Origin of the sequence: Streptomyces sp. NPDC053513 (assembly GCF_044544765.1) — a bacterium.
Lineage (GTDB): Bacteria > Actinomycetota > Actinomycetes > Streptomycetales > Streptomycetaceae > Streptomyces > Streptomyces litmocidini.
In genome coordinates, this window is record NZ_JBITXP010000003.1 from 269,441 (window position 1) to 295,653 (window position 26,213).

Genomic DNA, 26,213 nt, shown 5'->3' on the forward strand with positions numbered 1-26,213 from the left:
CGGTGGCGGCCCCCCGTTATTGCAGCGGGCGGTTCAGCTGTTCAGCCGTTCAGCTGTTCAGCCGTTCAGCTGTGGATGAGTGCGGCGGTGGCGGTGGCGGGTTCGTGGGTGGGGGCGCCGTTGTAGGTGGCGGTGTAGCCGAGGTTGAGGAGGGCGGTGAGGACGGGGACGACGCCGGTGCAGGTCGCGGTGCCTGCTGTGTTGGTGGTGGCGGTGCACACGGTGGTCGTGCCGAGGGTGAACTTCACGGTGGCACCGGTGATGGGCTTGCCGGTGGTGGTGTCGGCGAGGGCGGCCGACAGGTTCAGGTTGATCTTCAGCTGGCCGGGGGCGAGGGAGAGCAGCAGGGGAGCGGCGGTGAGTCCGGTGGCGTCCCGGGTGTAGGTGTAGCGGTCGGCCGGACCGGTGGTGCTGGTCGCGACGGGGGTGGTGACGGTGATGTCGGCTGGTCCGGCGGTGGTGGCGGCCGGGGAGGTCGCGGTGATCTCGGTGTCGCTGCGGACGGTGAACGAGGCGGCCGGGACGGCGCCGAAGGCGACGGCGGTCGCGCCGGTGAAGCCGGTGCCGGTGAGGGTCACGGTGGTGCCGCCGGCGGCCGGGCCCTGGGCGGGGGTGACGGCGGTGACGGTGGGCCGGGCGGCCTTGCTCATCGCCAGGCCGAACGGGCGGGAACCGGTGGGGACGGTGGCGGTGACCGTGAGCGTCGCGGTGTCGATCACCGACATGGTGTTGACGAAGGTGTTGGCGGCGTAGACGCGAGTGCCGTCCGCATCGGCCAGCACGCCGCTCGTCCCGGCGCCGGTCGGGACCGTGGCGACGACGGTGTTGGTCGCCGTGTCCACGACGGAGACGGAGTCGCCTCCTCGGTTGGCGACGTAGAGGAGTCCTCCGTCCGGTGCGACGGCCACGCTCTGCGGCAGGCTGCCGACGGGGACGGTCGCCGTGACGGTGGCGGTGGCGGTGTCGATCACCGAGAGGCGGTTGTCGTCGTGGTCGGCGACGTAGACATGGGCGCCGTCGGGGCTGACCGCCAGCCCTGCCGCGTTCCCCACCGGGACGGTGGCGGTGACGGTGTTGCTCACGGTGTCGATCACGGACACCGTCCTGCTGGAGAAGTTCCCCACGTAGAGCCGGCTGCCGTCCGGGGACAGATCGACGGCGTCCGGGAAATCGCCGGCCGCGATGGTGGCGGTGACCACCAGGGAAGACGTGTCGATCACGTCGACCCCGCCGGGGTCGGCCGTGCGGACCACGTACGCCCGTCCCCCGTCCGGCGAGATGACCACCGACCGGGGCGTCCGCCCCACCGCGACGGTCGCGGCGACGGAGTTGGTCGCGGTGTCGATCACCGAGACCGTGTCGCTGGCGCCGTTGGCCACCCATGCCTGGGAGCCGTCCGGTGTGAGCGCTATGCCCGTCGGCGCGCTGCCGACCTCGATGGTGGCCACCGTCGACCCGGTCGCCGGGTCGTAGGCGCTCACCGTCCCCGCACCCGCATGGGAGACGTAGACCAGCCGCGCCGGTCCGGCCGCATGCGCCGGCCCGGCGGGAAGCACCGCGCCGACAGCGCCGAGCAGCGCGGCGGCCAGCGCCGCGGCTGTGCCGCGCCATAAGCGGCGCCGGACGTCGCGTATGTGAGGCCTGTCGATCGTGAACACCATGAGCCCTGCCTCTCGGAGAGAACTGACCGGATGTCTCTGCTTCTTCCTCCAACTCATGCTATTCACAGTCTTTTTGAGGAATCCTCACATGCTTGGTTATTACTAGATCGGCCTGTCTGTTGATCTTTTTTGATCAGTTTGGATCGGTGTACCCGGCACGCGCGCCCTGGAGAACGGGCACTGCCGGCAGTCGCCCGCCGAGGGGCACGTCGGTTCCCGAGGGGCGGAGCTTCACGCCGGCGGGTCCACCGGGTCAGGTGCTTCCAGCGCTTGTGGTCGGCGAGTGCGTGCTCGACGGTGATGCGTTCCGGCCGTACTGCCGATGACGGTGCGGTGGATCCGGCGGGACGTCAGGCCCGCCCGGTGGATATCGCAGATCTTTGCGAATCGCCGGGAAAGGGCGCGCGTGCGGGCGGGCGGCCGGGTGCGCGGGGTTGTTCAACTGCGCGCCTCCGCTCGGTTGAACGAGGTATGTCGTCGCCCCGTTCCATATATGCTCGAAGTGACTCGAATTCAGTGTGCATCCGCCGTGCTGGGAATTCTTCGTTCCGAGAGGGAACCAGTATGGAGAATCAGCGTGCGGTGTGCATTCGGAAGGCGGCGGTCTGTGAATGACGGCCCGGCCGTGAAGGAGCAGGGGCGGGAGCGGGCGGCCGAGGAAAGCCTCTGGCGGCACCGAGACTTCATGGCGCTGTGGACCGGACAGATCGCCTCCGCCTTCGGATGGCAGATCGCCCAGGTGGCGCTCCCCCTCGTCGCCGTGATGATCCTTGACACCGGGGGAACCGAGCTGGGCCTCCTGAGGTCGCTCCAGCAGGCGCCCGTCCTCCTGTTCGCGCTCTTCGTCGGCGTGTGGGTGGACCGCTGGCGGGTGCGCAGCATGATGGCCCTCTCGGACCTCGGCCGTGCGGTGCTCCTGGCGGCGCTCCCGGTCGCCTACCTCCTCGACCTGCTCAGTCTGCCCCTGCTGTTCGTCGCCGCGTTCGCCGTGGGCGTCTTCACCGTGTGCTTCGACGTCGCCTACCAGTCGGCCCTGCCCAGGTTGGTCGACCGCGGCCGACTGGCCCAGGGCAACGGGATGCTGGAAGGCGGCAGGTCCGCCTCCCGGATCGGCGGTCCGGCGCTCGGCGGCGGCATCGTCTCCCTGCTCTCCGCGCCGCTGGCGCTCTTCGGGAGCGGTGTCTTCTTCCTGCTCTCCGCCTTCTCGATCAGAAGGATCGGCCGGGTCGAGACGCCGCCTCCCCGGAGCGAGGAAAGCGCCGGCATGTGGCGCCGGATCCGCGAGGGATTCCAGTTGATCATCGACGAGGCGCCGCTGCGCGCGGTAGCCGTCAGCTCGGCCGCGTTCCAGTTCTTCTACGCCGGTCTGATGACCATGTACCTCCTCTTCCTGCCCCGGGCGCTGCACCTGTCCGGAGCCGAAGTGGGCCTTGTTCTCGCGGCCCTGGGGCCCGGCGCCCTGGTCGGGTCGTTCCTGGCGGCCGTCCTGCCGCGCCGGTTCGGCTACGGCGTGGTGCTGATGTCGACCGCCGTCATCGCCGACGGGGCCCTGCTCCTCGTGCCGTTCCTGAGGGGTCCCTCCGCCGCCACCGTCGTGGCGCTCATGGCGATCAACTTCGTGTTCGCCACCTTCGCCCAGACGGTGGACGTCACCGTCACCACGGTGCGACTGGCCATCACACCGGCGGACATCCAGGGACGGGTCGTGGCCACGATCAACTTCGTCGGCATGGGCCTGAGCCCCGTGGGCGCGCTGCTCGGCGGTGTGCTGGGCGGCGTGGTGGGTCTGCGCACGGGCCTGCTCGTGGCGGCCGTCGGCCTGCTCCTCTCGCCGCTGTGCATGCTCCTCTCTCCCCTCGCGAGGGTCGGCAAGGCCCTTCCCGAGCCCCGTGCGGAGGGCTGACGGACATGCCGCGCACCCCCCGACCAACCCCTGCACCCGAGAGAGTCGGCATGCGGACCGAGCTCCCTGGAGGGCTTCCCGCTGTCGTACTCCATGACGAGACGGCTCGCGGGCACGGCCTTGGCGCGCAGCTGGGACGCCCTGAACGCCACCGCTCGCCGTACGGCGGTGGACGAGCTCTCCGGCATGTTGCGGGCGCTGGCGCTCCACGCCTGGTCGCCGCCCGCGGACCTCGCGGACACGCTCGTCGCCCGTGACGGCCTGCACGAGGGGCTGGACGGGATGCTCGGCGCGGACATCACCCCGCTGCCCACCTCCCGCGCCCTCGTGGACCACGGGAAGGCCCTGCCCCACGTGGACCCGGGGCTGATGGCGGATGCCGCCCAGGCGATCGAGGAGTACCGGCACCTGGAGCCGGCCGTGGACGATCCCTCGCGTCACGGTGTCATCCACGGCGACGTGCACCTGGAGGACCTGTGGTGGTCGGGGCCGGGAGTCGGCGTCCTCGACCTCGAACGGGTACGGTTCGCGCCGCCTCTGCTCGACCTCCAGCGGCTGTGCGAGAGAGCCGACGACGACGTGGTGAACGGAACCGACCGGCACTCGACGATCCTGCGCCGGATGGAAACCGGTTACCCCGAGGTGTTCCGGACGCCGGACGCCGCCGAGTGCATGGTCCTCTACTCGCTCGCCTACACGGTCCGTCATCTCATCGTCTCCCCGCCGGACAGGCCCGCCCGGGAGCTCCCGCCGGACCGTTCGGTGCACCGGCTGCGCCGGCTCGTGGACGGCGACCGGCCGGCTCCGGGCGCACTGCCCGAGGCGCTGACGATTTCCTGAACAGATGATTCGACGGCTCGGTTCTCCGTCGGGGCGGCCGCACGGAAAAGAGGCAGGGTAAACAAGAGGGATCGACTGTTGGGAATCTCGCCCGGCCGGGAGTCATTGAGCACGCTGATCGACGTGGACAGGGTTTTTCGCAGGAGGCAGGAAATGGGGGCAGGGGCAAGGGAGGCGTGGCGATGGAATGATGCTCCGGGTGAGGGGCGAATGAGTTCCTTTTCCCGTGTGCAGGAAATGCTCGGTAAATCTGCCGTGAGCAGGGTTCCCATCGACTCCCTGATCGTCTCCGGCTCCCCGAGGCTCCGTGGGGAAGCGTCGAGCACGTTCTTGCCCTCGCTGAATCGGAGGAGGATTTTCCGCCGATCTGGGTCCATCGTCCCAGCGGCAGGGTGATCGACGGCGCGCACCGGGTCCGAGCCGCCGTCCTCCGGGGCACGAGCGAGATCGACGCCCGCTTCTTCCACAGAAGCGAGACGGACGTCTTCCTCCCCTCCGTGTCCGCCAACATCAGGCACGGCCTTCCGCTGTCCCAGGACGACCGGGTGGCGGCGGCCCAGCGGATCTTCGTCCCCCACGCCGAGTGGAGCGACCGGATGGTCGCCTCGCTGACGGGACTCTCGCCCAAGAGGGTCGCCATGACCCGACGTCAGGTCGCTGCCGAGCGCCCTCAGCCCGAGCGCCGGGTGGGCGAGGACGGGCGGTCCCGTCCGGTGGACGGCACACGAGGCCGCCGGCTCACCGCGGAGATCATCTCCAGGAACCCGACCGCCTCCCTCCGGCGGATGACGCCGTCGGAGCTCGCATCCGTATTCGACCGGCTCCGCAGGACCCGCGGCCGTGTGCGGTCGTCGATGGCGGTGACCGGTAGTGCTTCGTCCACCGCCGCTGAGGCGGGGTTCCGGTGACCGGCGCCGCGGCCGGTGTCCGTTCCGTGAGACCCGTCGGTTCGACGAGTTCTACGTCGATCCGGACTCGGTTGCCGGGCCGCCGCTTCTCGTGGCGGGTGCGGCGCCTGTCCGTGTCGGACTGATCGGGCCCGACCGTCAGGACATTTCCGATGAGTCGGAGGAGCATCTCGTGGTGTGGGGCCGGTACGGCGCGCCACGTCGCCGGGGGCGAGAGACGGTGCGCGTCGGCCGGCCGTGAGGAGGTGGTGGCCATGATCGTCGACTGTGCGCACTACCAGGACGGGCGTCGGCAGCACGAGGGCGCGATGCCACTGGAGCAGGCGGCCGCGCACTGCAAGCTGGGCGGGTTCGTCTGGCTGGGCGTCTTCGAACCGAGCCCCGAGGAGTTGACCCGGGTCCGCGAGGTCTTCGGACTGCACGAGCTGGCCGTCGAGGACGCCCGGACGTTCCACCTGCGGCCGAAGGCGGAGCAGTACGAGGACGGCACGGAACTGATCATCCTGCGCACGGCGCGCTACGACGACGAGCGCGAGGAGATCGACACCGGCGAGATCAGCGTCTTCCTCGCCGAACACTTCGTGATCACCGTGCGCCAGGGCATCGCGAGCGAGCTGCACGGAGCCCGGAGCCGACTCGAAAGCCGTCCCGAACTGCTGAAGACCGGCAGCGCCTCCACGCTGTGGGCCATCTTCGACCAGGTGGTCGACAGCTACGCGCCGGTCGTCGAGGAGCTCGAACGCGACATCGAGCAGATCGAGGCCACCGTGTTCTCCGGTGCCGTCGCCCCGACGCAACGGATCTACTTCCTGCGCCGCGAGGCGACCGACTTCTACCGCGCCGTGCACCCGCTGCTCGCCGTGCTCGGACGGCGCCTGCAACCGGGCAAGTCGCCGCCCGCCCTCCATCCGTACATCCGCGACGTGCACGACCACCTGCTGCTGGTCAACGAGGAGGTCGCGGCCCAGCGCGACCTCCTGACCACCGTCCTGGAGGCGAACATCGCGGTGATCTCCGTCGAGCAGAACAAGATCAACCTTCGGCAGAGCGCCACGATGGAGCGTCTCACCATCCTCGCGAGCGTGTTCCTCCCGTTGTCCTTCGTGGTCGGCTTCTTCGGGCAGAACTTCGACTGGCTGGTCGGCCACATCAGCGGCTTCCCGGCGTTCCTCGTCCTCACCGTCGCCGGGATGCTGCTGCCGTGTCTGATGCTCTACGCATGGCTGCGGCGACGGCGCCGCGCCCGCCCGCCGGAGCCGACGCCGGAGGTGACCGACGCCGTCCGGCGCGGAGCGACGGATCCCACGGAGTGAAGACGCCACGGGCGGGGAGCGGTCTGCCAACCGGGCAGGCGCGGAGCGCTGCGGCGCACTCAGCTCCGGTCCGGCCTCAGCTCGATGTGGTCCGGGGCCAGGTCGACCGCCACGCGGTGCTCCATGCCCAGGGCCGCCAGGAACTTCGGGGGGAGCTGGACGCGCCCGGAACGGTCCAGGACGACGTACTCGCGTTCGCTGACCGATTCCTCGCCGTGTTCGTCGGTGACCACGCGGCGCAGGACCTCGCTGCTGGTCCGGCCGTCGCGGATCGCCACCGTGCGGCGGACTTCGCCCGCCACCATGGGGTCGTGCGTCACGATGACCACCGTCACGCCGAGTTCCCTGTTCACCGTGCGGAAGGTCTCGAAGACCGACGCGGCCGTCTCCGAGTCCAGTTCGCCCGTCGGTTCGTCGGCCAGCAGCACTTCGGGCCGGTTCGCCATCGCCACGGCGATCGCGACGCGCTGCTGCTGGCCGCCGGACAGTTCCGCCGGGCGCCGGTGGGCCAGATCGCCGATCCCCAGGGCGTCCAGGGTCTCCGCGACCCGGGCGGAGCGCCGTGCGGCCGCGCCGCGCCGGAAGCCACCGCCTCCCCGCAGCTGCAGGGGCAGAGCGACGTTCTGGGCGGCCGTGAGGAACGGCAGCAGGTTGCGGGCCGTCTGCTGGAAGACGAACCCGACCGCTTCGCGCCGGTAGCGCAGCCGGTCCCGCGCCGACAGCTCCAGCAGGTCGTGTCCGGCGACCGTCGCGCTGCCCGCCGTCGGGACGTCCAGGCCCGCCAGGATGTTCATGAGGGTGGACTTGCCGCTGCCCGAGGCGCCCACGAGGGCCACCAGGTCGCCCTGGTCGACCGTCAGCTCCAGCCCCTGGAGCGCCTGCACCTCGATGCCGTCCGCGTTGAAGATCCGGACCAGGCGGTCGCAGGCGATCGCGGTGTCCGTCGTCCGGACGCGGGGCTCCGCGGCGGCCGTCGCCCGGCGGCGCAGCTCCTCGTACGTCGGCTGGTCGGTGGTCAACTCTGGTCTCCCGCTCTCAACTGGGTGGTGATCTGCCGTCGCCCGGATGTCGCCGCCTCGACGAGCACGGCCGCGGCCACCAGGGCGGCCAGGCCCAGGGCCTGGGTCAGCACGGGCCCCGCCGTGAGCCGTATGCCGGTCGGCACCCGTGTGCCGACCAGCGTGGACAGGTCCACCGCCGGTCCCAGCAGCGCCACCGCGGCCGCTGCCGCCAGGGACCCGCCCAGCGTTGCGGCCAGGGTCTGCGGCAGGGCCTCGGAGAGGATCAGCGCCACCCCCTGCCGGCGGCGCAGCCCCATGGTGCGCAGCCGTGCCAGCAGCGCCGTGCGTTCGGGGACGGTCCGCATCAGCGTCAGCAACACGGCCAGCAGCGCGAAGCCGGCTGTCGCGGCCACGGAGACCCAGAAGAGGTGCTGTGCCGACCGCTGGAGCGGATCGGCGCCCAGTTCGGCGACCGTCTCGGCAGCGGTGCGTACGAGATACGGGTCGTCGGTCGGGGCGGCCGGGTCCCGACCCGCGGCGGGAGCCGGGGCCGGGGCGGCCGACGAGGCCGGGAGCGCGGCCCGGACCAGCGCGCGCAGCCGGTCGCCGTCGGCGGAACCGAGGCCGTACCACCGGTTCGGTCGGTCGGCGCCGTCGATGGAGGCCGTCGCGGGGCCCGCCGGCAGGACGACGGTCGGGGCGTCGGGAACCGGCAGGGCCGGGGTGCAGCCGATCACGCCGACGGCCCGGGCCCGCAGCTCTTCGCCGTCGCCGGCCCGCAGCACGTACGCGTCCGCGTCCGCGCCGGCCTGTCGCGCCAGGCCGGCGCTGAACAGCGCGGGCACCGGGGCGTCGGGGGACCGCGCGCCGCCTCCGGCCAGCAGGGCGGGGTCGAAGGAGCCGCAGCCCAGGGCACGTGACAGTCGCGCGTATGCGGCCGGTTCGGCGACGACCACGGTGACCTGGGTGGAGCCCCGGGCGGTGCCCAGGACGGAGAAGCCGTCGTCGATCCACAGCGGCACGGACGTCCGTACGCCCGGAAGTTCGCCCACGGCCTTCGCGAGCCCGTCCGGCAGCGGCGTGTTCCCGTATGTCGTGATCGCGGCGTCGCCGCCGACCGTCAGCCGTGCGACACCCAGCCGGGCCGCGTCCACCGAGTCCAGGACGGCCGCCCCGAATCCGCCGGTGGTGACGGCGAGGAGGAGCGCGACCATCGGCAGGACGGAGGGACCCGTCCGGCCGCCGGCACGCGGCCCGGCGTCCCGGGCCCCGGAGCCGCGTGCGGCCCGCGCGAGCCCGAGGAAGCCGACCAGCCCGGAGCGGCGGGCGGCCGCCGCCGCGAGCCACCCGGTCACCACCGGCTGGAGCCGGGCCAGCAGCAGCCCTGCGCACAGCGCGAGCAGCAGCGGGGCCGCGACCAGCAGCGGGTCCGGGTCGCTTCCGGCCGGGGCGATCCCGCGGCGGCGGACCTCCAGCACCGCGGCGGCCGTGGTGACGAGGACGAGCAGCTCGGCCACGGGCCTGCGCCACCGTCCGGCCGGGCGCCGTGGGGACAGCAGCACGGCCGCTCGTACCGGGAAGGCCAGCAGCGCGAGCAGCGCGACGGCCGCGGCCGAGAGCAGCGAGGGCGCGAGCCGGGGCGTGGGGAACAGCAGGACGGCGAGCGCGGTGGCGGCAGCGGCTGCCGGGAGCACTGTGACGGCGCTCTCCCCGAGGAGCCGGCCGACGATCGTGGTGCGCGAACCGCCACGCGCCAGCAGGAGCCGTAGCTCGGCCTTCCGGCGGTCCGTGGCGAGCGCGCCGGCGAGGCCCAGGACGACCAGGGCGACGGCGCCGACCCCGGCGGGGCCGATCGCGGTGAGCGGTGCGGCGGCCTGCCGGCGGACGTGGGCCTCCTTGAAGAGGTCGGGCAGCCACGAGGTGGTCCGTAGCCACTCGCGGCCGGTCTCCTGGGCGAGCGTGGCGGCGGTGGGGCCGTCGACGTACGAGGCGACGTCCTCGGCCGTGGCGTCGAGCCGGTCGGCCCGCAGGCGGTCGACGTCCACCGGGAGCCGCCAGAAGTCCTGGGTGCTGTGGCCCCAGACGCCCATTCGGTCCAGGTCCCCGGCGCCGACGAAGGCGTCGACGTCCCAGGAGAGGTTCTCGCCGGTGTAGTGCTTGCAGGCGCGGGCGAGGCACTCCAGGTCCACCCAGAAGTCTTCGGTCTCGTCGGGGACGGTGAAGAGACCGACGACCTCCACGGACGGCGTGTCGTCGGAGATGGGCCTGCTCCACAGGACGGATCCCAGGCGGGCGCCGAGGGTCCGGGCCGCGCGCTCCGAGAGGGCGACCTGCAGGGGCGGCGTCCCGGCGGCCCCCCGGGGGGCTCCCGCGGTCGCGCCGGCGGCGGCAGCGGTGGGCGTGGCGCTCGGCCAACGCCCCTCTACCAGTTTCACGTGGGCCTGCGCCTGCCGGACGTACAGCAGGGACATCCTGGGCGGGAAGCCGGACGGGCGGGAGAGCTCCGGATTCGTCAGCGGCTGCCGCTCGGTGGTCCGCCTGCCGTGGACCACCGTGGCCGGGTCGACGTGGAAGGCGTCTCCCGTGTGGGCGAGCATGCTGTTCAGCGTCTCGTCCAGGACCCGGGGGTCCTGGCCGGACTCGATGGCCGGCGCGGCGGCCAGCAGGCTCGTGTCCCTCGGTCCGCTGTCGCGCAGGAAGGACCGCAGGGCCTGGTCGGCGCTCCGGTCCTGGACCCGCGGCAGCGCGGCGGCCAGCAGGACGGCGACGAACGCCAGCACGGCGCCCAGCACCGTTGCCAGTGGTGTCGCCCGCAACCGGGTCCTGACCCACGGCGCGGGGCGCGGGGCAGGGCCGGACGGCGGGGCGGCGGACGACGGCCGGGTGGTCACATCTCCTCCACGGTGCGCAGCCGGGCGGCGACATCGCGGCCTCGGGGGCCGAGGGACACGGCCGTCAGCAGGGGGACGGCGGCGATGGCGGCGGCCGTCAGCAGGGTCTGGCCGAACGGCATGTCCACCCGCACGGGCGGGAACGGCCGTCCGGCGGCGGGGGTCAGTACGACCAGGGGCGCCATCAGGTGGACGAGGACGACACCGAGCCCGGTCCCGACCGCGGTCCCGAGGACGATCAGCACCCCGCCCTCGGCGGCGGAAGCCCGGGCCAGCGACCGGCGCGGTGCGCCGAGCGCCGACAGGATCGAGGATTCCCGTCCGCGCACGCGCCGTTCGGCGGCGGTGGAGGTCGCGAAGCCGATGGCCGCCAGGACCGCGCACGCGGCGGCGAGGAGGGCCAGCATGCTCTGGGGACCGGCGCTCAGCGGGTCGTCCAGCAGGTGCGCGGTGGTCTCCTCACGCAGTCGGACGCGTTCGGTCCTGTTCCCTTCGCGCAGCTCGGCCGCGGCGCGGGCCGGGATCGGGTCGGCGGCCGAGGCGGCGGGCAGCCACCACTCGGTGGGCGGATCCGGCTGCAGGCCGGAGGACTCGAGCAGGAACCGGCCGACCGTGCGCAGGTCGACGGCGAGCGCCGTCCGTCCGGCCACGGGGAGTGCGTCCACGGCGGCGGTGATCCGCACCGGGACGTTCGCGCCGTCCAGCGTGACGCGGACCGTCTCGCCCACGGAAGCACCGATCGACCGCAGGTAGCCGGTGGTGGCGACCGCCGGGACCGCGGCGGGCAGCGGCGTGGCGGGCGCCGGGAACAGCATGGCGCCGACACCCCTCTCGGTGCCGGGCCCGCCCCAGTAGCGCAGCCGCAACACGTCGGTGGAACCGGCCGGGACCGGGGACAGCGCGGGGGCCTGGAAGGAGGGCGGCCCTTGCGGGGGAGCCGACCGCCAGCCGCCCGTGGCGGGCGCGGTGACGCGCACGGCGCCGCCGTCCGCGGTGTCGGAGACGGCGATCCGGCGCACGGTCAGTTCGGCGCCGTCCCCCGCGGGTCCGCCGTTCCCTGCGTACGAGAGGCGTATGCCCGCCAGCGTCAGCGGGGTGGCCGCCGACCCGATCGGGGCACCGGCCAGCGTGTCCAGAGGGAACGGAAGAGTGGCGTCGCCGCGGGCGGGCAGGGTGACCGACGGCGTCCCGTGGGTCGCCCCGAACCGGTCGCGCAGCAGCAGGCTCACGGCCGCCCGGTCCATACCGGTGGACCGTACCGTCACGCCGAGGTCGATCCGGCGGGGGGCCCCGGGCAGGGCGAGGCCGGAGCTCCGGCCGGAGGCCTGGGCGGGGGCCGCTCCCGCGGCGCCGGTGGTGCCGGTCGCAGCAGGGGAGGCCGGGCCACCCGCGGCGAGCGGGGCGAACAGCTCCCGCATCCCGCGACCGCCGCGCAGGTCCGCGCGCAGCGGCACCCGCTCGTCGACCTTGGCGGCGTCCAGGGCGAGGAGGTCGACGACGGTTCCGTCCGGCAGCTTCTGCTCCCGGCGGACCACCGGGTTCAGGCGGTCCCCGCCCGGCAGCGCCCCGTAGCGTCCGCCCTGCCCCATCGGGGACATGCTGCTTCCGGAGATCCGGAGGCCGCCCGCGGTCGCGAAGTCGGCCTGGTCGCGCTGGGAGTCGGTCCAGGCGGTGTGCTGGCCGAGGGCCAGGACCCCGCTCGACACGGCGAGGACGAGCAGCAGCACGGGCCCGGTGGCCCGGCCGGGCCTTCGGGCGAGCTGCCAGCCGAACAGGGCCGGGGCCAGGCCCCGGCCGCGCGCCGCCAGCCGTCCCGCAGCCCGCGCCGCGAACGGGAGCAGCCGCAGGACCAGCAGCGTGCCCCCGCACAGGGCCAGGGGCGGGGCGAGTACCAGGACCGGGTCCACGCCGAGTCCGCCGCCGGCCGACGCGCCGGGCGCGGGGGAGTCCGAGCCCGCGTGCTGCGACAGCTGCTGGTAGCCGAGCACGGCGAGGGCCAGCACGGCCAGGTCCACGCCGGAGCGGGCGGCACCCGTCACCAGGGCCTGTCTGCCGCCTGCGCGGCGCAGCACGGCGGCCGAGGCGCCGCGCAGGAGGGAGGGCAGGGTCGTCAGCAGGACGCACGCCAGCGCGCAGCCGGCCGCGACCGGCCAGACCAGCCAGGTGTCCGGTATCTCCAGGCCGAGCCGTCCGATCGGTCCGAAACGGCCGAACAGGTCGAGCAGGGGCGGTGCGAGCAGCGGTGCCAGGAGGGCCGCGGGCAGGGCGAGCAGCAGCGACTCGGCCGCGGTGAGCGCGCCGAGCCGGCGGCGGGAGGCGCCGCGCGCGGTGAGCAGGACGCGCTCCGGCTCCTGGCGCGCCGTCAGGATGTGGGAGACGAGGAGCAGCGCCGCGGCCGACAGGACGGCGAGCTGGAGCGCGCCCGTCAGCAGGGTCGATCGGGCGACGGTCAGTCCCGCGTCCAACTCGGACAGGAAGTCCGGCAGTTCGGTGGAGGTTCGCAGCGAGGCGGTGCGCTCGAGGGAGTCCGCCGCGGGATCCGTCGCGGTCCGCAGGGCCCCGGCTTCGGACGTGCGGATCGTGCGCAGGTCCGGGGTCAGCAGCGTGAGGCGGTATTCCTGCAGCAGGCCGCCCCCCGTGAAGGCGCTGTCGTCCACCAGGAGCGGGCCGTAGACGGCGAAGGTGTCGGACTGGACCTCCCGGCCGCCGAGCGGGTCGAGGCGCCAGTACCCGGCGTCCGGGTCGACGGCCCGGTACACGCCGGTGACCAGCACGGTCAGGGGAGGACCACCGAAACGGTCGTCGAGGCGGACCGGTGCGGGCAGCGCGGTCTCGGCCAGGCCGATCCGTGCGAGTGCCGCGCGCGGTACGGCCACCTGGATCGGCGCCGCCGGGGTGCCGGCCCCGGCGGGGACCGGCCCGGGCCACGCCCCGGCGAGGAGTTCCACGTGCTCCCGGGCGAGCGCGGCGAGCAGGGTCAGGTCGGCGTCGCGGCCCGGAGCGGCGGCGCCGGGCAGTCCGTACGACCGGCTGCGGGCCATGCTCTGGAAGGCCACCGGAAACCGCCCGAACACCGCGTCCGCGAAGGCCCGGGCGGACTCGTCGTCCTTGGCGCGCGAGGAGGCGGGATGACCACTGGTGATCACGACGGTGGTCCGGGACCGGTCAGGGCCGGTCAGGGCCCGGCGGAGCCCTTCCTCCCCCACACCACGGGTGAACGCCGCCAGCGCGGTCAGCGAGGTCGCGGTGATCAGTACGGTGAGCAGCACGGAGAGAGCGAGGGGCCATCGCCCGCGCAGTCGGCGAACGACGAAGCCGAGCACGTGTTTCCGTTCCTTCCCCCTGGAGCGTCCGCCGACAGGTCGTGCGCATGATGCGCGAGTGCCGCACCGGGAGCCCGCGCCCCCCGGACACGCGCTGCTCCGGCGCGCAACTTCCCCCAGGAGGTCACCTGTTGGCGGACACTCTTACCGGATACCGGACGATGTTGTCAGTTCCGAGCCATGGAGGAAAGAGGCTTGAGTGACTGATGTTGCAGATGAGTAAATCTGACTCGAGGCTGCAGGGGCAGTGCGCGGGACACCGGCCGGACCGGCCCACGCGGGCGACACAACGAGGGAGCGTGCGATGAGGGGCCAGCAGGAACCGGCGGCGGTACCGCCGCCGCGGAGGAGCGACGGCGCTCCGATCGTGGTGGTGGACGACGTGCACCACAGCTTCGGCAGCGGACCGCAGGCCGTCCACGCCCTGCGCGGCGTCTCCCTCGAGGTCCGCCGCGGCTCGCTCACCGCTCTCAGGGGACGCTCGGGCTCGGGCAAGACCACCCTGCTGAACCTCCTCGGCGGTCTCGACACCCCCACCGGCGGCCGGATCACCCTCGACGGCACCGACTTGGCGGCCCTCGACGAGCCGGGCCTGCTCGCCCTGCGCCGCGACCGCATCGGCTTCGTCTTCCAGTCCTTCGGCCTCATCCCCGTCCTCACCGCCGCCGAGAACGTCGGCGTACCGATGCGGCTGCGCCGCGTACCGGCCAAGGAGCGAGAGGAACGCGCCCGGACCCTCCTCGCCCTGGTCGGCCTCGCGGACCACGCGGAGCAGCGCCCCGGCGAACTCTCCGGTGGCCAGCAGCAGCGCGTCGCGGTGGCCCGCGCCCTGGCCAACGACCCCGACCTGATCATCGCGGACGAACCCACGGGCCAGCTCGACTCGGAAACCGGCCGATCGATCATGGAACTGTTGCGTGCGGTGGTGCGCAGCCAGTCGGTCACCGTCCTCGTCGCCACCCATGACCCCCACCTGATCGAACTCGCCGACCGGGTCGTGGAACTGCGCGACGGCCGCATCGTGGAGCACGGCGCGGCGGACGGCACCGGTCCGACGGCGGACGCGACCCCGCAAGGCGCGGAGGCGCCGGCGAGCCCGCGGCGGCACTGACGGGCGATACCGGGACGGCCGTCGTCGGCCGGATCGGACACACGCCCGCGACGGCGTGCTCGTCGCAGCCGTCGGATCCCACCGGCCGGCAGCGCCTCCAGGGGGTCGCGGGTGCACCGGCCGTGCCGGTCACCGGACGCCCCCATGCCCCGCGTACGGGGGCGACGCCTTCCCCGAGGGCGACGAGGGCGACGAGGGCGACCGGAAGGGCCAAGAACTCCGGTGCCCGCTCGGTGAATCGGAGCGATTCCGCGCGAATCGGCCTCGATCACGCATACGTACGGATCGCAGGGGCACGCGAACGGCAGCCGCACTCGGCGGCCGGAGCGATTCTTCGCACCGATCCCCAGGGGCACGAAGGCGAGAACAGGAACATGACCGACGACAGCAAGGGCGGGACGGCCGATGCGACCGCCGGAGGGCGCTGCGACATCGCCACCGTCATGCGCCGCGCCTCCGGCCAGCTCGCGGACCTGCTCCGGTGCGAGCCGGGATCCGTCTCGGCGGTGAAGGGCACCGGTGAGGGCTGGTCCGCGGACGTGGAGGTGGTCGAACTCGAAAAGGTCCCCGACACCATGAGCGTCATGGCGACCTATCACGTCGAACTCGACGCCGAAGGGCGGCTCGTCGCCTACGAACGCGTCCGCCGTTACGCGAGGGGGCAGATCGACCGCCGCTGAAACCAGCGGGTGACCGGCGGGTCCCCGGCCGACGCCGGACCCGCGCGATCACCGGAAGGAGCTTCATCGTGACACTCGTCCAGCAGGGCAACGCCACGGCCAGTGGCAGTGGTTCGGGAAATCTCTACGACGTCCTCGAACTCATCCTCGACCGAGGGCTCGTGATCGACGCGTTCGTCCGCGTCTCCCTGGTCGGAATCGAAATCCTCAAGATCGACGTCCGGGTGGTCGTCGCCAGTGTCGACACCTACCTGCGGTTCGCGGAGGCGTGCAACCGCCTCGACCTGGAATCCGGCCGCAAGGCGCCCACCCAACTCACCGACATCGTCGGCGAGATGACCGAGAACGGCGCGAAGGGCAAGTCCAAAGGAGCGCTGAGCGGCGCCGTGGAGGCCATCACGGACACGCTGAAGGGCAAGCGCGAGGAGTCCGAGGAGGAGCCGGACGCGCGCCCGGCCCGCAAGTCGACGTCCGGTCGCCAGACGGCCCGGAAGCGAGAGGAGTGACACCTTGTCCACGTACGTCTACGCCATCACCGACGCCACGCACCCCGTGCGCCTGGACGGCCTCCGAGGAGTCGGTGATCCGCCGTCGCCCCTGCGCACCGTCCGCACCGGCGCCCTGACGGCCGTCGTGAGCGACGCGCCTCCCGGCCTGCGGGCCAAGCGGCGCGACGTCATGGCCCATCAGAACGTCCTGGAGTCGCTCATGGCCGACGGAGCGACCCTGCCGATGCGCTTCGGCCTGCTCGGCCCCGACGACGAGCGCGTCGCCGACGTCCTGGACCGGGAGGAACCGGCGTACCGGCAGCGGCTCGCCGAGCTCGACGGCCACGTCGAGTACCACCTCAAGGCCGGCAGGGACGAGGACGACATGCTCCGCGCGGTCCTCGCCGACTCCGCACAGGCCCGGGAGCTCAACGAGCGCACCCGCGGCGGCTCCGGCACCCACGAGGACCGGGTCGCGCTGGGGGAGCTCGTCTCGCGCGAGGTCGCGGCCCGGGGCGAGCGGGAGGCCGGGGAGATTGTGGCCCGGCTGGACGGGGCGGCCACCCGCTCCGCCGTCACCGGTGCCGGCGGCAACCACTTCCTCAACGCCTCGTTCCTGGTCCCGGCCGAGCGCACGGACGAGTTCGTCCGAGCCGTGCGGGCCGAGGCCGACCGGTGCGGGGACGCGTACGACTTCACCCTCACGGGACCGCTGCCGCCGTACAGCTTCGTCTGAGGGAGGGGAGGGGACATGGGCCTCGTCACCGGCGTGCTGACCCTTCCCCTGGCCCCGGTCCGCGGCACCGCCTGGGTCCTCGACCAGGTGATCCTCGCCGCGGAGCGGGAGTACTACGACCCCGAGCGGGTGCGCGGGGAACTGGCCGCGCTCGAAAGGGAACTGACGAGCGGCCGCATCGACGCCGACGAGTTCGACCGCCGCGAGGACGAGCTCCTCGACCGGCTCGAAGAGGCCGAGGAGTACTGGCAGGGCTCATGAAGCGGGCGACGGGCCCCGCCGACTTCCTGAACCGGCGCACAGGGGCGCTCGGCGGGTCAGGTCGAGGGGACGAGGGCGAGCCCGACGGGCCCCACGACGAGGCCGGGCCCGTCCGTCGCTCCCGGCGTCGCACCGCCGCCTCCGCCCGCTGACCGACACCGCAGCACAGGACAGGGGAGACATCGTGTCCGATTCACCGGCCGTCCGCACACCGGGTTCTCCGCGAGCCGCACCGGCATACGGGGCGCAGGGCTCGTCCGCGAACCTCGCAGACATCCTCGAGCGGGTGCTCGACAAGGGCGTCGTCATCGCGGGCGACATCCAGATCAACCTGCTCGACATCGAACTGCTGACGATCAAGCTCCGCCTGCTCGTCGCGTCCGTCGACAAGGCGAAGGAGATGGGCATCGACTGGTGGGAGCACGACCCCTCGCTCTCCTCCCGGGCCAGGCCCGCCCGGTCCGTGGCGACCGCTCCGGGCGCCGAGGGCGAGTCGCCGGCCGAGGAGAACGAGCGGCTGCGGGCCGAACTGGCCAGGCTGAGGGCGGCGGCCGGGCTCTCCGACCCCTCGCCCGGCGCGGTACCGGCCTCCCCGGCAGGAAGGGGAGGAGACGCGGTGGACACCGGACAGGGAGAGGACGAGACGCGGTGAGCACCGAGCAGGGAGAGGAGGAGACGCGGTGAGCACCGAATCGCAGTCCCGGCGGGCGGAAGAGCCCCTCGACGCCGGTGAGGAGATGTCGTACGTCTACGCCCTCGGCCGTGGCGACGAGCCCGCCCTCCGGGACGCCGTCGCCCGCCTGGCCGGCGTCGACGGAAGGGCCCTGCGGCTGGTCGAGTCCGCCGGCCTCGCGGCGGTGGTGTCCTCCGTTCCGTCCGTCGCGTTCGGGGAACAGGGGCTCCGCGCGCAGCTGGAGGACATGACCCGGCTGGAGGCGATCGCCCGGGCCCATCACGCGGTGGTCGACGCCGCGTTCACGGGGACGACCGTCCTGCCCATGCGGCTGGCGACCGTGTACCTGGACGACGCCCGGGTGGCGGGGATGCTCACCGCTCGGCGCGACCGCTTCCTGGAGCTGCTGGCCCGCCTGGACGGGCACGTGGAACTCGGCGTGAAGGTCTACGCGGACGTGGGCGCGGTGACGCCGCCGAAGACGGAGGCGGTCGCGGTCGCGGAGAGCCCCGGGCGCGCCTACCTCCAACGACGCCGGGCCCAGCGTCGCGGCACCCGGGACCTCTACCGCGCGGCCGCGGGCGTCGCCGAGGAGGCGGTCCGGGTGGCGGAGGGCCTCTCCCGCGCGCGGGTCGTCCACCGGTCGCAGCAGGGCGGACTGGCTCCCGCACGGGGGGAGAACCTCGCGAACGAGGCGTATCTCGTGCCCACGGGCGACGTCGGCCGGTTCACGACCGCGCTCGACGCGACGGCCCGCGCGGCCCCGGGCGTGCGCGTCGAGGTGACCGGCCCGTGGGCCCCGTACTCGTTCGCCACGGTGACCGAGGAGGACCGGTACGGGGAGGACCACCGGTACGAGGACCACCGGTACGAGGAGGACCGGTACGGGACGGAGGAAGGTGCGGTGCGATGAACGACATGCCGACCGCGGGCGGCGGCATCACCGCCCCCGACTCCGTCACCGGACCGCCCGTCGCCCTGATCGATCTCCTGGACCGGCTCCTGACCGGGGGAGCGGTGCTCACCGGCGACCTCGTCCTGTCCGTCGCGGACGTCGACCTGGTCCACATCGACCTGCGCGCGGTGATCCGGTCCGTCACGGGGGAGGAGCCGGCGCCGTGGTGAACCGGGACGGCGAGATCTCCGCGGCGGCCCGGCGCCTGGGGACGGACGCGGACACGGTGGAACGGGACCTCGTCAAACTCGTCCTGACCGTCGTCGAGCTGCTCCGGCAGCTGATGGAACGCACCGCCGTGCACCGGGTCGACCGGGGAGACCTGACGGAGGAGCAGGAGGAGCGCATCGGGCTGACCTTGATGGTCCTGCAGGAACGCATGGAGGAACTCTGCGACCGGTACGGCCTGTCGATGGACGACCTCAATCTGGATCTGGGGCCCCTGGGATCCCTGCTTCCCCGGAACGGCGGCTGAGACGGCCGGGGGCACGTGTCATTTCACAGGGAACGGCAAGGAGGAATGCCATGACTGCAGAGAGCGACAACACCAAGAACTCCGATACCGAGAACTCCGATACCGAGAACACCGCGAAGAGCACGGGCGGCAAGACCGCCACCGCGGCCCGACGGACCACGAAGCGCGCCTCCGCCGCGAAGAAGACGAGCGGATCGGCAGGGGCGCGGGGTGCCGGGAAGTCGGCCGGCGAGGCCACCGAGCGCGCCGGCGGGGCGCTGACCGGCGGTCTCCGGAGCGGCCGCGAGCTGGTGACGGCCAACGCCGGCAAGGCGGCCACCGCGGCCGCCACGGCCTGGACGGCCGTCAAGCACCGCAAGGCCGTGGCCGCCGGTGCTGCGGCCGGTGTCGCCGGTGTCGCCGGCGCCGCGTTCGCCATCGGCCGCTCCACGGCCAAGCCGCTGACCGGTCCGCTGACGGGCCCCCTGACCCGCCTCGCACGCGGCCGGATCTGAGCCGGCGGGCGCGGGCGGCAGCGCCCGCCCACGCGGCCCGGGGGGGGGGGGGGGGGGGGGGGGGGGGGGGGGGGGGGGGGGGCGGCCCGCGCCGCCCCCCCCCCCCCCCCCCCGCCGATCGCTTCACGGAGCCGCCTCCTCGGCGCCCCGCCGGGCACCCGCCGCAAGGAGCACCGGGACCAGCAGCGTCGCCCGCGTCCCCGGCACCGGGACCGTGCCGGCCCGGCGGGCCACCGGCTCCGGCCCGTACGCGACGGCCACGCCCATCGCCCGGTACCGACCGTCGTCGAGCCCGTGACCCGGTCGGTCTCCGTGTGGTGATGGAGCTTCGTGTGCGAGCGGTTCTGGTCAGCCGAGTGCCGACCTCCTGCCGACTTCACCGACGAGATGCCGGGTGCCCCGACCGTGCAGCGCGGGGAGTGGCGGCGCGCCGCCACCCCCGGGCGGCGGCAACGCGACGGCCGTACCGGCGAGGAGCCGCACACCGGGAGCCTCGCGCCCGTGCCTCGACAGCCTGGTGATCGCCACGGCAAGGGGACCGAGCACGCGCACACCCGGTGATCAGCCGTCAGACGCGCCCTGGGCCCGCTCGGTGGCTCGGGACGACTCCTCGTCCGGATCCTGTGGTCTGGTTCGCAGGCGGCCCCGGGCCGCTCGACGTTCGAGCCTGCGCTGTTCCGCTGTCGCCCAGCGGTCGGCGCGGGCCGGGTCGAGGGGGGTGCCGTGGCCGACGTGGAGCCGGACGGGCCCGAGGTCGAGCATGGCGCGGAGGCTGGCGAGGTTGGCGAGCGGGTCGTCGTGGAAGGGCGGATTGGCGGGACGTCCCTTGAGCAGGCCCATGAAGGAGTTGGCGATGAGGTCGCCGGCCACCAGGTCGCCGTCGTCGGTGAGGACGGAGACGGAGCCGGCGGTGTGGCCGGGAGTGGGGATGATCCGGCCCTCGACGCCGAAGTCCGCCAGGCCGGTCGTGCCCCGGACGACGAGGTCGGGTTCGAAGGGGTCGGCCTGTTCGTGGAGTTTCGGGTTGCGGGCCATGAGCCGTCCCATCGGTCCGGTGGGCAGGTACGGTTCGCGGACCCGGCCGGTGCGGTAGGGGCCCAGGTCCGCGGCGTGCGCGGCGATCGGCGCGCCGGTGAGGCGGCGGAGTTCGGCGGCGGAGCCGAAGTGGTCGATGTGGCCGTGGGTGACGACGATAAGCCGGACGTCCTGGGGGTCGACGCCGTGGGCGGCGACCTGTTCGGTGATGCGCCGGGCGCTGCCGGGCGTTCCGGCGTCGACGATGACCGGGTGGCGGCCGAGCAGGAGGTAGGCGTTGACGGCGTGCCGGCCCAGGACCGGTAGGGGGATGACCTTGGTGGGGGACAACGGGGTGCTCCTCAGGGGAAGGGAGTGCGGATGGTGGGCGCGGTTCAGCGGGCGGTGGCGTGCGGCCGGAAGCGGCGGCGGTACTCGGCCGGGGTGGCGCCCAGGCGGCGGCGGAAAGCCCGGTGCAGGGTCTCCACCGAACCGAGTCCACTGGCGGCCGCGATGTCGGGCAGGCTGCGTGCGGACTCCTCGAGGAGACGGCGGGCCGCCTCCACCCGGACCGCCTCCAGGTAGTCGGCCGGGGTGCGGCCGGTGCAGTCGCGGAAGACCCGGGCGAAGTGACGCACGCTCAGGTTCAGGCGGGCGGCCATGGCCTCGACCGGGATCCGCTCGGCGAGGTGGTCGTCGATCCAGCGGCGGAGTTCGTCGACGCGGTCGTCGGTGCTCGACTGGAGGGAGAGCGGCACGCTGAACTGGGTCTGTCCGCCCGGGCGTTTGACGTACATCACCATGGCGCGGGCGGCGTCGAGGGCGATCGCCGGTCCGTGGTCCTCGGCCACCATGGCGAGGGCGAGGTCCAGGGCGGCGGTCACGCCCGCGCAGGTCCAGATCCGCCCCGCGCGGATGAAGATCGGCTCCGGGTCGACCTCGACGTCCGGGTGGTGTTCGGCCAGCTGGCCGGCGGTGAGCCAGTGGGTGGTGGCGGGCAGGCCGGCCAGAAGACCGGCCTCGGCGAGCAGGTGGACGCCGGCGCACACGCCGCCGACGCGTCGTGCCGCCGGGGCCGCAGCGGTCAGCCACGCGACGACGTCGGGGTCGATGACGGCCCGGTAGCGGCCGTCGGCGTTGTCCATGGCCCCGGCCACGAGAAGGGTGTCGACGCCGGGGCCCGTCCCGGCCAGCGACCGCTCGGCGACCAGGCTGATCCCGGCGGCGGTGGGCAGCGGACCGGTCCGCGCGGCGGCGATCTCGACCCGGTAGGCGGGCGCGTCGCCTCCCACCAGGCGGGAGGCGACGGAGAAGACCTCCGCGGGGCCGGTCACCTCCAGCAACTCGACCCCCGGGAAGGCAGCGATGACGACGGTGCGCGGTGTGGGCATACCGCGATCCTTCCGTCAGCCGGGTCGTGGCTGCAATGACCGGGTTCTGTCAGATCCGGCCATCGGCCGCGCCCACGAACGTCGACTGGTCGGCGTACCCGGGCGTCGGCATCCGGTGCGACCGGCTCACGGCTCGAGCCGCTGCGGTGGCCGGCTCGGCCGAGGGCGTCGAGCGAGGCCAGGATGTCGGCCGGTGCGGCGCGGGCGGAACCACGGGCATCTCCTTCTCCACGCTGTCGGGTATCGCCCGGCGGTGGAGCGGGACGGCGGCGGCAGCCGTCAGGACGGCGACCAGGACGAGCATGGAGAAGGCCTCGGGCGTGATCACGCCCTGCGCGAAGGTCGGCATGATCATGCCGATCAGGCAGCGGCCGGCGCACCAGGTCCGTCTCCCGGGCGGTCGTCCTTGCGGCACGATGGCCCGATGAACGTACAACAGGGAAGCACGACAGAGGAGTCCGTCGGAGAGCTCGCCCGGCGACTCCTCGCGGCAGACACCGACGGCTGGACGCCGGAGGGCATGAGGGCGGTGGCGGCCGGACTCGGGTGGGCCTGGGGCGGCACGTCGGACGCCCCTGTGCTGGTCACCGGCCGGTTCTCGGGCGACGCCCGGCTGCGCCCGGTCGGCGATTACGAGAAGCGTTACGTCGACGGCGAGTCGTACGTGGAGCTCGCGGTCCCCCTGGCGGCCCCCGCGCCGGACGCCGCAGCGCAGGCCGCGGCCTTCCGCGCCGCGAAGGAGGAGGTGACCGCCGCACTGGGCAAGCCGTCCATCATGGGCTCGCACGGTGACATGGGCCCCTTCTACGACAGCGAGCCGCTCTGGGGCGCTCCCTTCCTGCGCTGGCGCGGCAGGCCGGACACGCTCGAACTGCGTGCCGGGAAGTCGGGGCCGGAGCTGGTCCTGCAGCCCACCGACCCCGCGGAGAACTGGTTCTGGCGTCAGGGCAGCGGCGAGGAGCACGCGATCAGCGGCTTCTTCGGGAGCAACCGTGACCAGGCCAATGTCGGCCTCGGCTTCCCGGGCGGCTGGACCGCCCGCAGCTGGGAGACCGTCACCCGCTCGCTGGGGGACTTCCTGGGAGCTCTGCCCGCCGAGACCACCGCCCTGGGGATCCGGATCGGGATGCCGCTCTACGGGCGCAACGGCCGAAGCGCGCCCCTTCTTTTCGACGTGGTGTGCGGCGACCGGCTCTCGATCGCCTGCTTCGCCCCGGACGACGTCGATCCGGCCGCGCTCGGCTGGGGCACGGTCGCCGAATTCCCGCACACGGCGTCGGTCTTCGGCGACGACGACCCGGTGTGGCGCGTGGACGCGGGCGGCCCCGGCGAGCCGAAGGGCCGCGCACTCGCCGAGATGCTCGTGGCCACGGCCAGGGCGGCGGGCGCGAGCGATCCCGCCGACCTGGTCGTCGGTGGCGAGGCGGGGTACGTGGACGGCTACCACGTCACCTACTACGGGCTGGGCCTGCCGACCGGCTGACCGCCTCCCCGATGACGCCCCCCGTGGAGCGGCACGGTCCCAGGGCGCCTGCCGGGCGCGAGCCCGGGGCGGGCGCCCTGCCCCGCGCGGCGCGGTGGCCGCCTGGACCGGATCGGGCGCACTGCGGTCGCGACCGCTCGGAAGGATGATGGGAGCATGGAAGGGCTGCTGTTCACTCCTCCCGCCGGGGCGGACGAAGGCGGGCACCTCCGCCCGCCCCCGGCCGCCATCGCCCTGCTCGCCGCGGACGGGGTGCTCGTCGGGTGGAGCCCCGAGGCCGAAGCCCTACTGGGGTATTCGGCTTCGCAGGTACTGGGACGCCGGGCGGCGGACCTGATCGCGACCTCGCACGCCGAGCGCGACGGACCGGAAGAGCCGCGGTCGGAGCAGCGGCTGCGGCTCGGTGGGACACGCAGCGCCGTCGTGGACGTGCGCCACCGCAGCGGAGACACCGTACGCGTGGCGGTGACCCTGCATCCCCTGACCCCCGCCTCCGACGGGGCCTCCTCGGGCCGGGCCCCCTCCGCCGTCCTCATGGCGGCCGAGCTGGAGGCGCTCCGCTGGTGGGAGACCCGGCAGGCGATGCTGCAGGGGCTCGTGACCCAGTCGCCGGTGACACTGACCATCTACGGCCCCGACACGCGCCTCCTGTGGGCCAACGCGTCCAGCGTCCGGGAGCTCGGCGGCGACCTCACGGCACTGCTCGGCCGCTCCATGAGCGAACTCTTTCCCGGTGACGTCCTCACCACCCAGCACCTGGCGCCGCCGGAGGACCTCGTCCGACAGATCCTCGAGACCGGCGAGCCGGTCATCGACGTGCATTTCCGGGGGCGCTCCCCGACCGACCCGCAACGGGAGCACGTCTGGTCCTCGTCCTACTTCCGCCTGCTGGACGGCCGGGGGGAGCCGGTGGGCGTGTGCGAACAGTCCATCGACGTCACCGACCACTACCGTGCGCAGCAGCGCCTCGCGCTCCTCGCGGAGGCCGGCGCGCGGATCGGATCGACGCTCGACCCCTCCGGAACGGCGGCGGAGCTCGCGCAGATCGCCGTACCGCAGTACGCCGACGCCCTGCTCGTCGACGTGGCGGCGGAAGTGCTCGAGGGAGAGGAACCGAAGCCCGTCACGGCGTGGGACCTCGTACGCGTGGCGGATTCCGACGGGAAACCCTCCCGGGTGGGCGAGCGGGTCGCGTACGCCGCGGGATCGCCGCAGGCCGAGAGCCTGGCCGGGAGCCGGTCGACCACGGACGCCGTGGCCGCGCCGGCACGGCTGTACGTCCCGCTGATCGTGCGGGGGACGCCGCTGGGCCTCGTCACCTTCGTACGGGGCGAGGACTCGGAGCCCTTCGACGACGGCGATCGGGCGGTGGCCGAGGAACTGGCGTCGCGGACCGCCGTGTGCATCGACAACGCCCGGCGGTACCGCCGGGAGCACACCGCCGCGTTCACGCTCCAGCGCAGCCTGCTGCCACGGTCACTGCCCGAGCTGAGCGCGGTCGAGGCGGCGAGCCGCTACCTGCCGGCCGACAGCCACCTCGGCGCCGGCGGCGACTGGTTCGACGTCATTCCGCTGTCAGGAGCACGTGTCGGACTCGTCGTGGGGGACGTCGTCGGCCACGGCCTCGGGGCGGCCGCCACCATGGGGCGCCTGCGCGCGATGGTGCGCACCCTGGCCGAGCTGGACCTCGCGCCCGACGAACTCCTGGCCCGGCTGAACGATCAGGTCGGCAAGGACGCGTCGGACCAGAACGGGAAGGACGCGGAGGGCAGCGGCGCCGCCGGAGCGACGTGCGTCTACGGGATCTACGATCCGGCTTCCAGGACGAGCACCTGGGCGGCGGCGGGACACCTGCCGCCGGCCGTGGTGCAGCCGCACGGCCCCGTGAGCTTCCTCCGCCTGCCGCCGGGGTCTCCGCTGGGTGTGGGACGGCTTCCGTACGAGGGCGTGGAGGTGGAGCTCGCCGAGGGAAGCCTGGTCGTCCTGTTCACCGACGGCCTCGTGGAGGCCCGGGGGAAGGGCGTCGACGTGGGGCTGGACCGGCTGGCGGCCGTACTCGGCGAGCAGCGGGGATCGTCGCCCGACCGACTGTGCGCCCAGATCGTCGCGGAGCTGGCGTCGGACCAGGTGCAGGACGACGCGACGCTCCTCGTCGTGCGCACCCGTGCGCTGGGGGCGCGCCAGGTGGCGACCTGGGAGCTGCCCTCGGACCCGGCGCTCGTCGCACGCGCACGATCTATGGCCGCGGAACAACTGGGGCGGTGGGGACTGGACGACCTGGCCTTCACCACGGAACTGGTGGTCAGCGAACTGGTCACCAACGCGATCCGGCACGCCTCCGGCCCGATCGGCCTGCGCTTGATCCGGGACCGGTCTCTCATCTGTGAGGTCTCCGACTCGCAGCACACCTCACCGCACGCCCGTTACGCGGGCAGCGACGAGGAGGGCGGACGCGGACTGTTCATGGTCGCCCAGCTCACCGACCACTGGGGTACGCGCTACATGCCGGCGGGGAAGACGATCTGGGCGGAACAGGCCTTGCCCGTGCCGTGACGGTCCCGCCCCGTCCCCCGCGTGCGGGCCCGTGCCGCGCGGGGGCGGTCGGCGCGGGA

General features: G+C 73.5%; 24 protein-coding genes and 1 pseudogene. 16 read left to right on the forward strand and 9 right to left on the reverse strand.

Annotated elements, in window-relative coordinates:
• Positions 1–65 precede the first annotated feature (65 nt).
• Both ACIGW4_RS06925 and ACIGW4_RS06930 read right to left on the reverse strand, forming a co-directional pair.
• Positions 66–1,661: a beta-propeller fold lactonase family protein gene (locus ACIGW4_RS06925; RefSeq protein ID WP_399578878.1), complete on the reverse strand. Its 1,596-nt coding sequence runs from the start codon at positions 1,659–1,661 to the stop codon at positions 66–68.
• A 221-nt stretch (positions 1,662–1,882) separates the two neighbouring features.
• Positions 1,883–1,969: pseudogene (locus tag ACIGW4_RS06930) on the reverse strand (transposase); the annotation flags it as partial.
• Between the two features lie 299 nt (positions 1,970–2,268).
• On the opposite strand from ACIGW4_RS06930, the gene ACIGW4_RS06935 reads away from it, so the two are divergent.
• The 4 genes from ACIGW4_RS06935 (at position 2,269) to ACIGW4_RS06950 (ending at position 6,625) form a co-directional block, all read left to right on the forward strand.
• Positions 2,269–3,564 carry an MFS transporter gene (locus tag ACIGW4_RS06935; protein WP_399578880.1) on the forward strand — a complete coding sequence of 432 codons (1,296 nt, stop codon included), beginning with the start codon at positions 2,269–2,271 and terminating at the stop codon, positions 3,562–3,564.
• A gap of 66 nt (positions 3,565–3,630) precedes the next feature.
• Positions 3,631–4,404, forward strand: coding sequence for a phosphotransferase (locus ACIGW4_RS06940; protein WP_399579108.1), 774 nt, complete (start codon positions 3,631–3,633; stop codon positions 4,402–4,404).
• Positions 4,405–4,796: 392 nt separating this feature from the next.
• Positions 4,797–5,312: a hypothetical protein gene (locus ACIGW4_RS06945; protein WP_399578882.1), complete on the forward strand. Its 516-nt coding sequence runs from the start codon at positions 4,797–4,799 to the stop codon at positions 5,310–5,312.
• A 254-nt stretch (positions 5,313–5,566) separates the two neighbouring features.
• The gene (locus tag ACIGW4_RS06950) at positions 5,567–6,625 is read left to right on the forward strand and encodes a magnesium and cobalt transport protein CorA (RefSeq protein ID WP_123458599.1); all 1,059 of its coding nucleotides are present in this window, start codon (positions 5,567–5,569) and stop codon (positions 6,623–6,625) included.
• A gap of 59 nt (positions 6,626–6,684) precedes the next feature.
• Here ACIGW4_RS06950 and ACIGW4_RS06955 read toward each other — a convergent pair whose 3' ends face one another.
• The 3 genes from ACIGW4_RS06955 to ACIGW4_RS06965 all read right to left on the reverse strand — a co-directional run bounded on the left by ACIGW4_RS06955 (position 6,685) and on the right by ACIGW4_RS06965 (position 13,786).
• Positions 6,685–7,644: an ABC transporter ATP-binding protein gene (locus tag ACIGW4_RS06955; protein ID WP_359592413.1), complete on the reverse strand. Its 960-nt coding sequence runs from the start codon at positions 7,642–7,644 to the stop codon at positions 6,685–6,687.
• Entirely contained in the window at positions 7,641–10,418 is a 2,778-nt protein-coding gene (locus tag ACIGW4_RS06960; protein ID WP_399578884.1) for a hypothetical protein, read from the reverse strand. Before ACIGW4_RS06960 ends, ACIGW4_RS06955 begins: the two co-directional genes overlap by 4 nt.
• A 95-nt stretch (positions 10,419–10,513) precedes the next feature.
• The gene (locus tag ACIGW4_RS06965; RefSeq protein ID WP_399578886.1) at positions 10,514–13,786 is read right to left on the reverse strand and encodes an FtsX-like permease family protein; all 3,273 of its coding nucleotides are present in this window, start codon (positions 13,784–13,786) and stop codon (positions 10,514–10,516) included.
• Between the two features lie 358 nt (positions 13,787–14,144).
• Between ACIGW4_RS06965 and ACIGW4_RS06970 the strand changes: the two genes are divergently transcribed.
• From ACIGW4_RS06970 to ACIGW4_RS07015, 10 genes are all read left to right on the forward strand, one after another.
• Positions 14,145–14,951, forward strand: a complete 807-nt coding sequence (locus tag ACIGW4_RS06970; RefSeq protein ID WP_399578888.1) for an ABC transporter ATP-binding protein — start codon at positions 14,145–14,147, stop codon at positions 14,949–14,951.
• Positions 14,952–15,325: 374 nt separating this feature from the next.
• On the forward strand, positions 15,326–15,631 hold the full coding sequence (locus ACIGW4_RS06975) for a gas vesicle protein (RefSeq protein WP_123458594.1): 306 nt from the start codon (positions 15,326–15,328) through the stop codon (positions 15,629–15,631).
• A gap of 68 nt (positions 15,632–15,699) precedes the next feature.
• Entirely contained in the window at positions 15,700–16,137 is a 438-nt protein-coding gene (locus ACIGW4_RS06980) for a gas vesicle structural protein GvpA (protein WP_123458593.1), read from the forward strand.
• A gap of 4 nt (positions 16,138–16,141) precedes the next feature.
• Positions 16,142–16,855 (forward strand): GvpL/GvpF family gas vesicle protein, encoded by a 714-nt coding sequence (locus tag ACIGW4_RS06985; RefSeq protein WP_123458592.1) that lies wholly within the window; start codon positions 16,142–16,144, stop codon positions 16,853–16,855.
• A gap of 15 nt (positions 16,856–16,870) precedes the next feature.
• A complete protein-coding gene (locus ACIGW4_RS06990) occupies positions 16,871–17,116 on the forward strand; it encodes a gas vesicle protein GvpG (protein ID WP_123458591.1) in 246 nt (81 codons plus the stop codon).
• 184 nt (positions 17,117–17,300) lie between these two features.
• Complete coding sequence (locus ACIGW4_RS06995; protein WP_123458590.1) at positions 17,301–17,768, forward strand: gas vesicle protein; 468 nt, start codon at positions 17,301–17,303, stop codon at positions 17,766–17,768.
• Between the two features lie 28 nt (positions 17,769–17,796).
• Entirely contained in the window at positions 17,797–18,702 is a 906-nt protein-coding gene (locus ACIGW4_RS07000; RefSeq protein WP_399578892.1) for a GvpL/GvpF family gas vesicle protein, read from the forward strand.
• A complete protein-coding gene (locus ACIGW4_RS07005; RefSeq protein ID WP_399172770.1) occupies positions 18,699–18,914 on the forward strand; it encodes a gas vesicle protein in 216 nt (71 codons plus the stop codon). Before ACIGW4_RS07000 ends, ACIGW4_RS07005 begins: the two co-directional genes overlap by 4 nt.
• Positions 18,908–19,219, forward strand: coding sequence for a gas vesicle protein K (locus ACIGW4_RS07010; RefSeq protein WP_123458589.1), 312 nt, complete (start codon positions 18,908–18,910; stop codon positions 19,217–19,219). Before ACIGW4_RS07005 ends, ACIGW4_RS07010 begins: the two co-directional genes overlap by 7 nt.
• 50 nt (positions 19,220–19,269) lie before the next feature.
• Positions 19,270–19,713: a hypothetical protein gene (locus ACIGW4_RS07015; protein ID WP_399578893.1), complete on the forward strand. Its 444-nt coding sequence runs from the start codon at positions 19,270–19,272 to the stop codon at positions 19,711–19,713.
• A gap of 123 nt (positions 19,714–19,836) precedes the next feature.
• Here the strand turns inward: ACIGW4_RS07015 and ACIGW4_RS07020 are convergent, their stop codons facing one another.
• The 4 genes from ACIGW4_RS07020 to ACIGW4_RS07035 all read right to left on the reverse strand — a co-directional run bounded on the left by ACIGW4_RS07020 (position 19,837) and on the right by ACIGW4_RS07035 (position 22,473).
• A complete protein-coding gene (locus ACIGW4_RS07020) occupies positions 19,837–19,980 on the reverse strand; it encodes a hypothetical protein (RefSeq protein WP_185094885.1) in 144 nt (47 codons plus the stop codon).
• Between the two features lie 294 nt (positions 19,981–20,274).
• On the reverse strand, positions 20,275–21,078 hold the full coding sequence (locus ACIGW4_RS07025) for an MBL fold metallo-hydrolase (RefSeq protein ID WP_399578896.1): 804 nt from the start codon (positions 21,076–21,078) through the stop codon (positions 20,275–20,277).
• Between the two features lie 44 nt (positions 21,079–21,122).
• On the reverse strand, positions 21,123–22,118 hold the full coding sequence (locus ACIGW4_RS07030; protein WP_398710932.1) for a GlxA family transcriptional regulator: 996 nt from the start codon (positions 22,116–22,118) through the stop codon (positions 21,123–21,125).
• Between the two features lie 49 nt (positions 22,119–22,167).
• Complete coding sequence (locus tag ACIGW4_RS07035) at positions 22,168–22,473, reverse strand: hypothetical protein (protein WP_398710931.1); 306 nt, start codon at positions 22,471–22,473, stop codon at positions 22,168–22,170.
• Positions 22,474–22,542: 69 nt separating this feature from the next.
• Between ACIGW4_RS07035 and ACIGW4_RS07040 the strand changes: the two genes are divergently transcribed.
• On the forward strand, positions 22,543–23,601 hold the full coding sequence (locus ACIGW4_RS07040; protein WP_399578897.1) for a hypothetical protein: 1,059 nt from the start codon (positions 22,543–22,545) through the stop codon (positions 23,599–23,601).
• Between the two features lie 156 nt (positions 23,602–23,757).
• The gene (locus ACIGW4_RS07045; protein WP_399578899.1) at positions 23,758–26,154 is read left to right on the forward strand and encodes a SpoIIE family protein phosphatase; all 2,397 of its coding nucleotides are present in this window, start codon (positions 23,758–23,760) and stop codon (positions 26,152–26,154) included.
• The last annotated feature ends 59 nt before the right edge of the window (positions 26,155–26,213 follow it).